Source organism: Micromonospora sp. NPDC051296 (assembly GCF_040682255.1).
Classification (GTDB): domain Bacteria; phylum Actinomycetota; class Actinomycetes; order Mycobacteriales; family Micromonosporaceae; genus Micromonospora; species Micromonospora craterilacus.
This window is the reverse complement of record NZ_JBFBAO010000204.1, coordinates 1-12,633: the sequence shown is the minus strand read 5'-3', so window position 1 is coordinate 12,633 and position 12,633 is coordinate 1. Positions and strand designations below refer to the sequence as shown.

Sequence of the window (12,633 nt, the reverse complement as noted above, 5' to 3'; positions counted from 1 at the left end):
GCCCCACCCAACATGATCGAGTTGACCGTCAACGAGATCCGCCGCCTGATCAACGTCCTGCTGATCCGGCCGACCCACAGCATCGCCCACCGTTTGCACTGGTCAAACTGGCGACGCCGACACCAAGCACGAGCCAGACGAGCTCACTACGCCCGCCGCCTCAACCTTGAGCTTCAACCATGATCACAAATGGCGGCTGCCGTACTAGAACGCCCGGTCCGGGCACCGGTGTTAACAGGGGGCCCTTCCTCTACCGGAGGCGTTAAGAAGGGGCCCTTCCTTACGACGGGTCGATGGCGGCGGCGCTGTCGGCGACGCGGAGGGCGGCGGCGTCGGGCACAGATCGCTTGACCACGGCGAGCGCGACCTGACCCAGCTCGTAGTGGTGCACGGCGGTGCCGACGAAGCCGACGGCCCGGCCGTCGAGGGTGACCGGGGTGCCGGCGGCGGGCAGCTGGTCGGTGGTCACGCCGTCCAGGTGCAGCAGGACCAGCCGGCGCGGCGGGCGGCCCATGTTGTGTACCCGGGCGACCGTCTCCTGCCCCCGGTAGCACCCCTTGTCCAGGTGCACGGCCGGCGCGATCAGGTCCACCTCGGCGGGGATCGTCCGGTGGTCGGTGTCGACGCCGACCCGGGCCCGCCGGGCGGCCACCCGCACCGCCTCGTACGCCCACAGCCCGACCGGGGGCACCCCGTTGCCGCGCAGCTGCGTGACCACCTGGTCCATCGCCGCCCGGGGCACCAGCAGGTCCACTCCCAGCGGCCCGCGCCGGGCCCATCCGCCGACCGGCAGCGGCTTGACGTCGTACCGGGCAGTCGGGCGGCCTGGCAGCTCACCGGCGCGGAACTTCGGACCCGGCAGACCGACCACGTCCGGCTCGGCCAACGCGGGCACGTCGAGCGCGGTCACCGCCTCGTCCGCCTGCGGCCCGACCAGCGACAGCAGCGCGTGCTCGGCGGTGGCGTCGCGGGGCTCGACCCGACTGAAGAAGCGCATCTTCTCCAGGTAGGTCAGCAGGCCCTCGGTGGCCCCCGGCTCGGTGTCCAGCCAGGTGGTGACGCCGTCCTCGGCGACCATGGCGTGCTGTTCGACGTGCCCGTGCGGGGAGAGCACCAGCAGCTCGGTGCCCTGCCCGGGGCTCAGCTGGGCCAGGTGCTGCGTGGTGAGGGTGTGCAGCCAGGAGATCCGTTCCTCGCCCGGTACCGCGACCACGCCCCGGTGGGACCGGTCCACCAGGCCGACCTCGGTGTCCAACAGGCGCTGCTCACGCATCGGGTCGCCGTAGTGTGCGGCTACCCCGCGTACCCCGGCCGCCGCGTGGGCCGGCTCCGGCTGGTCCCGGCTGGCCTCGTCGATGCTCTCCACAGCCACCGCACCCGCGATGTCGATCATTCCTGGTCCCCGTTTCCGCAACGTTCGCACACACCGAAGAAGGAGACGTGGCCGATGTCCACCCGGAAGCCCCGCTCGCCCGCCAACTGGTCGGCCAGCGGGCGCAGCAGTTCGGGATCCATCTCGTCGATCGCGCCGCACTCCCGGCAGACGAGGTGGACGTGCTGATCCTCACCGGCGGCGTGGTAGGTCGGCGAACCGTGCGACAGATGGGTGTGGGTGACCAGGCCGAGCCGCTCCAGCAGCTCCAGCGTGCGGTAGATGGTGGTGATGTTGACCCCGGCAGCCACCTCGCGTACCGCGTTGTGCACCTGCTCAGGGGTGGCGTGCCCCAGGTCCAGCACCGCCTGGAGGATCAACTGCCGCTGCGCCGTCAGCCGCAGCCCACGGGCGCGGAGCACTTCCGCGAGGGAGGATTCGGACACCCTCCGATCATAGTTCGGTAATCCGCGTGACTCTCGGCGCGACCGGCGCGCACTATGCTCGGCCATCATGGTGGCCTCGCGGATCGGCGTGCTGGGCCGGGGCCTGCTGCCGGCCGGGGCGCCGGTGCTGCGCGGTGACGACCTCGGCGTACTGCGCGGCGACGGGCTGTTCGAGACCATGCACCTGCGCGGCGGGCAGCCCTGGCTACGCCAGGAGCACCTGACCCGGCTGCGGGCCGGCGCCGCGACCGTGGCGCTGACCCTGCCGGCGGACGCGGCCCTGGTCGAGTTGCTCGACAGCGTCGCCGCCGGCTGGCCGGCCGAGGTCGAGGGGGCGCTGCGGCTGGTCTGCACCCGAGGGCCGGAGGGCGGCGGGCCACCCACCGTCTACGCCACCCTGTCGGAGGTCGCTCCGGCGGCCCGGCAGGCCCGGCGCGACGGGGTGAGCGTGGCCACCCTCTCGCTGGGCGTGCCCGCCGAGGCCCGCCCGGAGCTGGACTGGCTCCCGGCGGGCATCAAGTCGACGTCGTACGGGGCGAGCACCGCCGCCCGACGCTGGGCGGCCCGGGTCGGCGTGGACGACGTGCTCTGGGTCTCCTCGGACGGGTACGCCCTGGAGGGGCCGACCGCCAACGTGGTCTGGCTGGACGGCGACACGCTCTGCACGGTGCCGGCCCGGCGCACCGGCATCCTGCCCGGCACCACCGTCGCCTGGCTGCTCGCCCACGCCCCCGAGGTGGGCTGCGTAGCCGCCGAACGCATGGTCACCCCGACCGGGCTGCGCGACGCCGACGGCGTCTGGCTCACCTCGTCCGTACGTGGTCTGGTGGAGGTGCTCACCCTCGACGGCGAGCCGCTGCCCCGCACCCCGCGGACCAGCGCGCTGCAGGAACTGCTCGCCTTCCCGCTGCCCTGAGCCCTGGCCGGGGCGCCGCCTCAGCCGGCCACCCGGATCAGGCGGGCGGACAGGTGCGGGGACAGCGGGTGACCCACGGCGGCCATGTCCTGGGCGTACAGCAGGGCGCCCTCGACGATGCCGAACAGCCGGTGCCCGGCGGTGACCTCCTTGGCAGTGGCGGTACGCACCACGGCGTCGGTGACGAACTCGATCTGGGTGCCCTTGCGCCGGCCCACGTGCAGCTCCATCACGCCGGTGGGGGTGGTCAGCAGGGCCTCCAGCTCGTCGGTGGCCCGGTCACCGTTCAGCACCGGGCGCCACCAGCCGACCTCCCGGCCGGCCGGGCGCACCGGCTGGCTCTGCTCGTCGAGGATCCACGCCCGCGACTCGTAGTGCAGGAACGGCCGGCCATCGTGGCTGATCCGGATCTCCTGGGCGAAGTCGAAGTCCTCGATGGTGGGGAAGCCACCCCGGCCCCGACCCCGCCACACGCCGATGTACGGCAGCAGGCCGTCCAGCGCCGGGTGCAGCTTCGGGCCGACCCGCAGGTCGTGACTCTCCTCGAACGGGTACGGGTCGACCGGCGGCGCGTTCAGCCATGGCGGCGGCGCCAGCGGATTGTCGTCACTCACGCGCTTACCATTTACCTCTCGAAATGCGGACAGCCAGATAGACCAGGCCACCGGCGAGCGCGCCCAGGCCGGCGACCAGCAGGCTGACGAACCCGATCTCGGTGACCATCCGGGTCATCCTATGCTGGGCGGCATGGCCCGCACTCTCGTCGTCAAGGCCACCGCCGGCACGGACGCGCCCGAGCGTTGCGCCCAGGCGTTCACCGTGGCCGCCACGGCCGCCGCCGCCGGGGTGCACGTCTCGCTCTGGCTGACCGGCGAGTCGACCTGGTTCGCCCTGCCCGGCCGGGCCCAGAATTTCGAGTTGCCGCACTCGGCGCCGCTGGCCGAGCTGCTGCACGTGATCCTCGCCACCGGCACGGTGACCGCGTGCACCCAGTGCGCCGCCCGCCGGGACATCGACTCGGGCGACGTGATCCCCGGCGTCCGGATCGCCGGCGCCGCGGTCTTCGTCGAGGAGACGATGGCGGAGGGCGCGCAGGCGCTCGTCTACTGAGGGTTCGGGCAGGTCGCGGCAAGGGAGCCGAACCCGCCCGTCAAGTCGGGCCAATGCCTACGATTCGGATGTGACCGAGGCGATCGAGCAGTTCTTCGCGTCCTTGCCCGCCCGCGCCCCGGAGGTCCTGCGTACCCCGGTCGGCGGCGCGCTGCGGATCGAACTGTCCGACGGTCACCGCACCGAACACTGGCTGGTCCGGATGGGCCCCGGGGTGGCCGAGGTCAGCCAGGGGCCGGAACAGGCCGACGCCGTGTGGTTTTGCAGCGTGGACCTCTTCGACCGGCTGGTCACCGGCCGGGCACAGGCGTTGGCCGCGCTGTTCCGCAACGAGAGCACCTACACCGGAAACGTGGTGCTGCTCCTCGCCTTCCGGCGCTTCTTTCCACCCCCGCCCGGCACCCGGGATCCGCGTGACGTGGCCCGCGAGCACATCAGGCAGGCGCGGTGAAGGAACTGGTCAGCATCCTGGACGGCAACACCTTCCTGGTCAGCGACCGCCGCGGGGACATCGAACCGTCGCTGGACTTTCCCACCGGCCTGTTCACCTTCGACACCCGCTTCCTCTCCGCCTGGCGGTTGCTCCTCGACGGTGAGCGGCTCAGCGCCCTCTCGATCGACGACGCCGAGTCCTACCGGACCCGCTACTTCCTGGTACCGGGCGAGCCCACCCACTTTCTCGACACGAAGGTCTCGGTAATCAGGAGTCGGGTCATCGGCGGCGGCTTCGACGAGGAACTGACCGTGCTCAACCATTCCGGGCAGGACGCGACCTTCACCGTCCGGGTCGAGATGGCCGCCGACTTCGGGGACCTCTTCGAGATCAAGGACACCCAGCGCAAGAAGGGCCATCACACCGTCAAGGTCGAGGAGAACGCGCTACGCCTGGCGTATCGCCGGGAGGCTTTCCACCGCGAGACGGTGATCCGCAGCAGCGAACCCGCGGAGATCGACAAGGCCGGGATGACCTTTTCGATCCGGATCGGGCCGGACGGCGAGTGGACCACCCGGCTGACCGTCTCCACCATCATCTACGGTGCCCGCGGCGAGGACGCCCGCACCCGACTGCCACTCGGCGGCAGCCGGACGACAGCGGCCATCCAGGCCGAGCACGCCGAGTTCGTCGCCAAGGCGCCGAAGCTCGGCTGCGACTGCGAGCCGTTGGCCGGTGCGTACCGGCGCAGCCTCAACGACCTGGCCGCGCTGCGGTACGAGTCGATCTCGCTCGGCGTCCGGCTGATGGCCGCCGGGCTGCCCTGGTTCATGACGCTGTTCGGCCGGGACAGCATCATCACCTCGCTCCAGGTACTGCCGTTCCTGCCGGAGTTGATCCCGCCGACGTTGACGATGCTGGCCGGCCTCCAGGGTGTCCGGCTGGACGACTTCCGCGACGAGGAGCCGGGCAAGATCCTGCACGAGCTGCGCTACGGCGAGGCGGCCGGCTTCGAGGAACAGCCGCACTCGCCCTACTACGGCGCGGTCGACTCCACGCCGCTGTTCGTGATCCTGCTCGACGAGTACGAGCGGTGGACCGGCGACACCGCGCTCGTCAAGCGGCTGGAGTACGCCGCCCGGGCCGCGCTGGCCTGGATCGACACGTACGGCGACCTGCTCGGCACCGGGTACCTCTGGTACCAGACCCGCAACCTGCGCAACGGGCTGGAGAACCAGTGCTGGAAGGACTCGTGGGACGGGATCTCCTACGCCGACGGCCGCCTGCCCAGCTTCCCCCGGGCCACCTGTGAGGTGCAGGGATACGCGTACGACGCCAAACTGCGCGGCGCCCGGCTGGCCCGGCTGGTCTGGAACGACCCGCAGTACGCCGAGCGGCTGGAACGGGAGGCCGCCGAACTGAAAGAGCGGTTCAACCGGGACTTCTGGCTGCCGGAGAAGGAGTACTACGCGCTCGCGCTGGACGCCGACGGGCGCCCGGTGGACGCGCTCAGCTCCAACATCGGGCACCTGCTGTGGAGCGGCATCGTGGACGAGTCGCGGGCCCCACGGATCGCCGAACAGCTGCTGAGCCCCCGGCTCTTCTCCGGCTGGGGCGTCCGGACCCTCGCCGACGACCAGGGGCGTTACAACCCGATCGGCTACCACGTCGGCACGGTCTGGCCGTTCGACAACTCGATCATCGCCTGGGGGCTGTGGAAGTACGGCTTCCGGGCGGAGGCCGGGCGGATCTGCGAGTCGATGCTGGCCGCGTCCCGCTACTTCGAAGGCCGGCTGCCGGAGGCCTTCGCCGGCTACGAGCGCGACCTCACCGAGTACCCGGTGCAGTATCCGACCGCGTGCAGCCCGCAGGCCTGGTCGGCGGGCACGCCACTGCTGCTGCTGCGGGTCATGCTCGGGCTCGAACCGCAGGGCGAGCACCTGATCATCGACCCGTACGTGCCGCCCGGGATGGGGCGGGTGGAGTTGCTGGACATTCCCGGCCGGTGGGGCCGGGTGGATGCGCTGGGCCGCAGCCGCGACGACCAATCGAGCCGGTAGGGGCGGTCAGCCGGCGCAGCCGGTGGTGGCGGAGAGCAGCATCTCGTCCGGGTGGAGGTCGACCAGCACGGCCACGCCGTCGCGCCGGTAGGCGTACACCTCGGGGGTTTCGACCACCGGCGTGCCGCCCGCCAGCGGCGCGAGCGCGGCCTGCGGCGACGTCGACACCGGGCCGCTGGCGGACCGGACGGTACGGGCCACGCCGCCGCCGGGGCAGGGCGCGGTGACCAGCACCTCGGGGTCCGTCGCCGAGGCACCGAGAGCGCGCAGCGCCTCGGTCAGCGCCTGGACCTCGGCGCCCGCGGCGCCCGGTCCGGAAGCGAGGTAGTCGTCGTTGCCGGTCAGCCGGCAGCCGGTGTCGACGGTCAACCGGACCCGGCCGTCCGCGACGGGCCGCCCCTGCACGGTGACGAACTCGCCCGCGTCGGCACGCAGCCGGGGCCCCTCAGAGGTGACCCGGACGCCGGCCCGCCACGCCGGGGGCAGCCGATCGGCGATCCCCTCCAGCAGGGCCCGCTCCTCGCCCCCGGGCACGGCCAGCTCGACCTGGCGTTTCAGCGTCGCGCCCTCGGCGAACGGGGTGATCCGGCAGCCGCGGTCGACCTCGGGCGGTACCAGTGCGGGCACGGCACCGGAGGCCGCCGCGACCAGCTCACCGATCGCGCCGTCGACCACCGGCACGGCCTGGACCAGGGTGCGCTGCTCGCGGACCGTCGGCCGGTCGTTCCGCGCCGACATCCAGGTGAGGCCGGCCAGCAGCACAGCCCAGGCCACGGTCAACGCCACCAACCAGCGCGGCCACCGGTAGCCGGACTCCGGTGGTGGGGGACCTGTGGGTGGGACGTACCCCGTCTGGACTGCACCGCTCACCGGGCCATGGTGTCACGCGCGGTACACCCCGCTGCCGCCACCGCCGTCAGCCGTCGTCGTCGGCGCTCTCCGGCGGGCCGGCGGCCGGGCGGCGGGCGTCGACCAGCTGCGGCGGCGCGGCCAGGCGGTAGCCGACGCCACGGACGGTCTGCACCTGTGGCCCGTCGGACAGGGCGCGCAGCTTGCGCCGGAGCCGCTTGACCGCCGAGTGCAGGATCGCGGTGTCGCCGAGGTAGGCGCCGCCCCAGACCGAGGCGAAGAGCTGTTCGTAGCTCCACAGCGTGATCGGCGGGCTGACCAACCGGGCGAGCAGTTCCCGCTCGGTACGCGTCAGCCCGAGCGCCTCACCCCGCCAGGTGACCAGGTGCCCGGCCCGGTCGACCACCAGATCACCCCAGCTGGCCGCTCGTTCCGCCGGGCGACCCGCCGCCGCCTCGTCCGCATCGCCACCCGGTGCGGCCTCCGCTGCCGGGGCGGGAAACATCGCGCGGAGTTGGGCCAGGTCCGCGCAGATCACCACCGGGCCCACATCGTCCAGTCGCTGCACCACCCGCTGCCGCACGGCGACGTCGGAGCTGACGCAGACCAGGATCGGAATCTCTCCACCGGACACACTTCCTCCCCGCCGGAAACACGCTGACCTGCGATTTCCCGCCCACCGGCAACGATGGTCACCGATAGCGTCGCGCTCAGCCTAGCGGTCAGGATCGCGCCTCGTCACTGACCGAGTACTGACTGACGCCATCCATTGATCACCGCCTGTATGGGCAAGAAACATGGCTCTCAGCGGGCGGGCACCACCACCGGCCACCCACATCGCCCGACCGCTCCGCGGCGTCGCAGCCCGGCGCGCGGATGTCCGGGCCCCGAACGGATCGGGACCGACGACGTGGGGAGGAACCTTGTTCACACGACCATCCGCACGATCGCCACGCTGGCGGGCGGTGGCGGTGCTGACCGCCGCCGTCCTGGGCGTCACCGCCCAACCCGCGGTCGCCGCGCCGACCCCGGAGCCGGCGTCGCAACGGGCCACCGTCGACCAGGGTGTGCTCGACCAGCTCAGCACCACGCCGACCACAACGTTCCTGGTGTACCTGCGGGAGACCGCGCCGCTCGCCCAGGCCGCCAAGCTGCGCGACCCCGACGGCCGGGCCAGCGAGGTGCACAAACTGCTCACCAGCACGGCCGCCCGCACCCAGCGCGACCTGCGGACGCTGCTCGACGGACGGAAGGCGCCGCACACGGCGTACTGGATCGCCAACGCGGTGCGGGTGGAGGGTGACCACGCGCTGCTCGACGAGATCGCGCGCCGGCCCGAGGTGGAACGGATCGCCCCGAGCCGCAGCTATCCCCTGGTCCGGCCCACCACCGGCGACGCGACCCGGGCCCGCACCGCCGCAATCGAGTGGGGACTGACCAACATCGGCGCGCCCCGGGTGTGGGACGAGTTCGGCGACCGCGGCGAGGGCATCGTGGTGGCGAACATCGACAGCGGCGTGCGGTACGACCACCCGGCCCTGGTCGGCACCTACCGCGGCAACCTCGGGGGCAGCTTCGACCACGCGTACAACTGGTTCGACCCGGCCGGCGTCTGTGCCGGCACCGCGCCCTGTGACAACAACGACCACGGCACCCACACGATGGGCACGATGGTCGGCGACGACGGTGCCGGCAATCAGATCGGCGTCGCCCCGGGCGCCCGGTGGATCGCCGCCAAGGGCTGCGAGTCGAACACCTGCTCCGACGCGTCCCTGCTCGCCGCCGGCCAGTGGGTGCTCGCCCCGACCGACGCGAACGGCCAGAACCCGCGACCGGACCTGCGACCCGACATCGTCAACAACTCCTGGGGCGGCGACGGGGGCGACCCGTGGTACCAGCAGACCATCGCCGCCTGGCGGGCCGCCGGGATGTTCCCGGTCTTCTCCGCCGGCAACGACGGCCCGGCCTGCGGCAGCGCCGGCTCGCCCGGCGACAACCAGAACGCGTACGCGGTCGGGGCGTACGACGTGAACAACAACATCGCCAGCTTCTCCGGCCGCGGCTCCGGCACCGCCCTGATCAAGCCGAACATCGCCGCGCCCGGCAGCAGTGTCCGCTCCAGCGTCCGCAACGGCGGGTACGCCTCGTTCAGCGGCACCTCGATGGCCGCCCCGCACGTCGCCGGCACGGTGGCGCTGGTCTGGGCGGCGGCGCCGAGCCTGCGCGGGGACGTGACCGCCACCGAGGAACTGCTCGACCGTACGGCCCGCGACGTCGACGCCACCGCCTGCGGCGGCACTCCGGCCGACAACAACGTGTTCGGCGAGGGGCGCCTCGACGCGTACGCGGCGGTGCGGGACGCTCCCCGAGGCCCGGTGGGCCGGATCAGCGGCGTCGTCACCGACGCGGGCGCCGGCGACCCGGTCGCCGGAGCGACGGTGACCGACGGGACCCGCAGCGCGACCACCGGGGCCGACGGGCGGTACGCGCTGAGCGTGCCGGCCGGCGAGACCACCCTCACGGTGAGCGCGTACGGCTACGCCGGCCAGTCGGCGACCGTCACCGTGTCCGAAGGCGGTGCCGTCACCAGGAACTTCGCCCTGGTGGCGAATCCGACGGTCACTGTGAGCGGGAAGGTCACCGACGGCTCCGGCCATGGCTGGCCGCTCTACGCGAAGATCGAGGTGGCCGGCCGGCCCGGGGCGCCCGTCTTCACCGACCCGGTCACCGGCCGCTACTCGTTCACCGTGCCGGGTAACAGCTCGTACCGGCTCACCGTCACCGCCCGGTACCCGGGCTATCGGACCGTCACCCGCGAGGTGCCGGTGGCCGGCGCCGCCGCCACGGTCAACGTGGCCGTACCCGTCGACGCCGCCTGCACCGCCACCGGCTACTCCGGCCGGTTCGGCACGCCGCTGCTGACCCAGAGCTTCGACGGCACGAGCGCGCCGTCGGGCTGGACGGTGACCAACCGGACCGCGTCCGGCGGCTGGGTCTTCAACGACCCCCGCTCGCGTGGCAACCTCACCGGCGGTTCCGGCGCGTTCGCCATCATCGACAGCGACGCCCTGGGCTCCGGCAACACCCAGGACACCGACCTGATCGCCCCGCCGCTGGACCTGTCCGGCGCGGCCGCGCCGGTGCTGCGCTTCCGCAGCGACTGGCGGGCGGTCGGGATCACCGACACCGCCGACATCGACGTCTCCACCGACGCGGGCGCCACCTGGACCAACGTCTGGCACCAGACGTCCAGCCGGCGCGGCCCGCGGGTCGAGGAGGTGGCGCTGACCCCGGCGGCGAACGCCGCTTCGGCGCTGGTCCGCTTCCGCTTCAAGGGCACCTTCGCCTGGTGGTGGCAGGTGGACGACGTGGAGGTGGTCAACCGCGACTGCTCGCCGGTGCCTGGTGGGCTGGTGGTCGGCACGACCACCGACCGCAACACCGGCACCGCGATCAACGGGGTGACGGTGGTCAGCGACGACCGGCCGGACGACCGGGCGGTGTCGGCGGCCACTCCGGAGGACCCGGACCAGCCGGACGGCTTCTACTGGCTCTTCTCCGGCCTTACCGGCACCCACCCGTTCACCGCCAGCCGGACGCCGTACCAGCCGGCCACGAAGGACGTCGCGGTGGCCGCCGACGGGGTGAAACGGGCCGACTTCGCCCTGGGCGCCGGCCGGCTCACGGTCACTCCGACGACGGTCGAGTCGCACCAGCCGTACGGCAGCACCCGCACCACCCGGCTGACCGTGAAGAACACCGGAAGCGCGCCGGCCGCCGTGGAGCTGCTGGAACGCTCCGGCCGGTTCGAACTGCTCAATCAGGGCGGCGCGCCGCTGGTCGAGCAGAAGATGAAGGGGATCAGCAAGGAGCGGACCGGAGTCGCGTACGGCGGGGCGGCACCCGAGGCCCGCCCGGCCGCCGACGACGCGTGGAGTGAGATCGCCAAGCTGCCGGCGGCGATCTACGACAACGCGGCGGCGTGGCTGGACGGCAAGGTCTACTCGGTCGGTGGTGGCGGCAGCACCGGCACCGAGCGCAAGGCATGGGCGTACGACCCGGGAGCCAACGCCTGGACGGCCCTGCCCGACCTGCCGACGGCACGCTCCAAGCCGGCCGCCGCGGCAGTCGACGGCAAGCTCTACGTGATCGGCGGCTGGGGAAGCAGCGGCACCAACGCCACGGTCGACGTCTTCGACCCGGCCGCCGGAACCTGGAGCACCCTGCCCGGGGCGACCAACCCGGCACCGGTCGCGGCGGCCGGCGCGGCCGTGCTCGGCGGAAAGGTGTACCTGGTGGGCGGCTGCGCCGACAGCACCTGCACCGACACCGACCGGCTGGTGGTGTTCGACCCGAAGACGGGCACCTTCCGCACCGGGGCCGCCTACCCGCACCGGGTGGCGTGGCTGGCCTGCGGCGGCATCGGCGCCGGGGTCTACTGCGCCGGTGGCACCGGCAGCACCGAGTACACCGACGCCTACCGGTACGACCCGGCGAGCGACAGCTGGAGCCCGCTGCCGGCGCTGCCGCTGGAGCTGTGGGGCTCCCAGTACGCGGCGGCCGGCGGGCTGTTCGTGCTGGCCGGCGGCGTGACCGCGGGTTCGACGGCGGTCACCAACCGCACCGTCGCCTTCGATCCGGCCACCGGGGCATGGCGTGACCTGCCCAACGCCCGGTTCGGCCGCTACCGGGGTGCCGCCGCCTGCGGCGCGTACAAGATCGGCGGTTCGCCCAGCTCGTTCGTGGGCAGCGCGGACAGCGAGCGGCTCGGTGGTCTGGAACTCTGCGCGGCCGAGGCGGACCTGCCCTGGCTGGACAGTTCCCCGGCCACCTTCACCCTCGCCCCGGGCGCGTCCCGGACGGTGACCGTCACGCTCACCGCCACGGCGGCGGCGGGCGTCGCCCAGCCGGGCCGGTACGGCGGCGAACTGGCCGTCGCCTCGGACACCCCGTACCTGGTCACCCCGGTCTCGGTGGAGATGAACGTGTCGCCACCGGCCAGCTGGGGCAAGATCCAGGGCATCGTGACCGGTACGACCTGCGGCGGCGTGACCGTCGGCATACCGGCGACCGTCCGGGTGAACCTGATCTCGGCCGGCACCGGCACCACGCTGACCGCGGAGCCCAACGGTCGGTACGCCTGGTGGCTGCCGAAGGGGCGCTACGAGGTGATCGTGGCCAAGGACGGCTGGGTGCCGCAGGTGAAGCGCCACCAGGTCGAGGCGGGCATCGTCGGCACGCTCGACTTCGCCCTGGACCCGGCCTCCACCTGCACCAGAGCAACCGGCATCTGACCCTGTCCTGAACAACGGTGGCCGCCAGTCCGATGAGGACCGGCGGTCACCGTCCTGCACTCAACACGTCGCGGTCGACGCCTACCATCCGTAAGGAGCATCGGCGAAAGGCGGTAGCCGTGCGTATCCCTCGGCAAATGTTGAACGCGCTGG

General features: G+C 72.7%; 11 protein-coding genes and 1 pseudogene. 6 read left to right on the top strand and 6 right to left on the bottom strand.

Annotated features, from left to right (window positions below; all coding sequences use genetic code 11):
- Positions 1–183 (top strand): annotated as a pseudogene (locus AB0M52_RS20890) (IS701 family transposase); the annotation flags it as partial.
- Positions 184–280: 97 nt separating this feature from the next.
- On the opposite strand, the gene AB0M52_RS20885 reads toward AB0M52_RS20890, so the two are convergent.
- Together AB0M52_RS20885 and AB0M52_RS20880 are read right to left on the bottom strand one after the other, a co-directional pair.
- Positions 281–1,393, bottom strand: coding sequence for a folate-binding protein (locus AB0M52_RS20885; RefSeq protein ID WP_363956046.1), 1,113 nt, complete (start codon positions 1,391–1,393; stop codon positions 281–283).
- The gene (locus tag AB0M52_RS20880) at positions 1,390–1,818 is read right to left on the bottom strand and encodes a Fur family transcriptional regulator (protein WP_363956043.1); all 429 of its coding nucleotides are present in this window, start codon (positions 1,816–1,818) and stop codon (positions 1,390–1,392) included. The genes AB0M52_RS20885 and AB0M52_RS20880 overlap by 4 nt, the downstream gene beginning before the upstream one ends.
- 67 nt (positions 1,819–1,885) lie before the next feature.
- On the opposite strand from AB0M52_RS20880, the gene AB0M52_RS20875 reads away from it, so the two are divergent.
- Positions 1,886–2,734, top strand: a complete 849-nt coding sequence (locus tag AB0M52_RS20875; protein ID WP_363956040.1) for an aminotransferase class IV — start codon at positions 1,886–1,888, stop codon at positions 2,732–2,734.
- Between the two features lie 20 nt (positions 2,735–2,754).
- Here AB0M52_RS20875 and AB0M52_RS20870 read toward each other — a convergent pair whose 3' ends face one another.
- Entirely contained in the window at positions 2,755–3,348 is a 594-nt protein-coding gene (locus AB0M52_RS20870; protein ID WP_363956037.1) for an FABP family protein, read from the bottom strand.
- 4 nt (positions 3,349–3,352) lie between these two features.
- Complete coding sequence (gene mtfM / locus AB0M52_RS20865; RefSeq protein ID WP_046570768.1) at positions 3,353–3,457, bottom strand: small membrane protein MtfM; 105 nt, start codon at positions 3,455–3,457, stop codon at positions 3,353–3,355.
- Between the two features lie 12 nt (positions 3,458–3,469).
- Between mtfM and AB0M52_RS20860 the strand changes: the two genes are divergently transcribed.
- The 3 genes from AB0M52_RS20860 to AB0M52_RS20850 all read left to right on the top strand — a co-directional run bounded on the left by AB0M52_RS20860 (position 3,470) and on the right by AB0M52_RS20850 (position 6,337).
- Positions 3,470–3,844, top strand: coding sequence for a DsrE family protein (locus tag AB0M52_RS20860; protein ID WP_363956034.1), 375 nt, complete (start codon positions 3,470–3,472; stop codon positions 3,842–3,844).
- A 70-nt stretch (positions 3,845–3,914) separates the two neighbouring features.
- Positions 3,915–4,295 carry a hypothetical protein gene (locus AB0M52_RS20855; protein WP_363956031.1) on the top strand — a complete coding sequence of 127 codons (381 nt, stop codon included), beginning with the start codon at positions 3,915–3,917 and terminating at the stop codon, positions 4,293–4,295.
- Positions 4,292–6,337 (top strand): glycogen debranching N-terminal domain-containing protein, encoded by a 2,046-nt coding sequence (locus AB0M52_RS20850; protein WP_363956028.1) that lies wholly within the window; start codon positions 4,292–4,294, stop codon positions 6,335–6,337. The genes AB0M52_RS20855 and AB0M52_RS20850 overlap by 4 nt, the downstream gene beginning before the upstream one ends.
- Before the next feature lie 6 nt (positions 6,338–6,343).
- Here the strand turns inward: AB0M52_RS20850 and AB0M52_RS20845 are convergent, their stop codons facing one another.
- Both AB0M52_RS20845 and AB0M52_RS20840 read right to left on the bottom strand, forming a co-directional pair.
- Entirely contained in the window at positions 6,344–7,111 is a 768-nt protein-coding gene (locus AB0M52_RS20845) for a hypothetical protein (RefSeq protein ID WP_363956049.1), read from the bottom strand.
- Between the two features lie 142 nt (positions 7,112–7,253).
- The gene (locus AB0M52_RS20840) at positions 7,254–7,820 is read right to left on the bottom strand and encodes a winged helix-turn-helix domain-containing protein (protein WP_363956025.1); all 567 of its coding nucleotides are present in this window, start codon (positions 7,818–7,820) and stop codon (positions 7,254–7,256) included.
- 289 nt (positions 7,821–8,109) lie between these two features.
- On the opposite strand from AB0M52_RS20840, the gene AB0M52_RS20835 reads away from it, so the two are divergent.
- A complete protein-coding gene (locus AB0M52_RS20835; RefSeq protein ID WP_363956022.1) occupies positions 8,110–12,480 on the top strand; it encodes a S8 family serine peptidase in 4,371 nt (1,456 codons plus the stop codon).
- Positions 12,481–12,633 lie beyond the last annotated feature (153 nt).

Bases quoted from the DNA above. Each gene is read 5' to 3' on its own strand.
- AB0M52_RS20860 (WP_363956034.1), top strand. From the start codon at position 3,470: ATGCTGGGCGGCATGGCCCGCACTCTCGTCGTCAAGGCCACCGCCGGC.
- AB0M52_RS20885 (WP_363956046.1), bottom strand. From the start codon at position 1,393: ATGATCGACATCGCGGGTGCGGTGGCTGTGGAGAGCATCGACGAGGCC.
- mtfM (WP_046570768.1), bottom strand. From the start codon at position 3,457: ATGGTCACCGAGATCGGGTTCGTCAGCCTGCTGGTCGCCGGCCTGGGC.
- AB0M52_RS20875 (WP_363956040.1), top strand. From the start codon at position 1,886: ATGGTGGCCTCGCGGATCGGCGTGCTGGGCCGGGGCCTGCTGCCGGCC.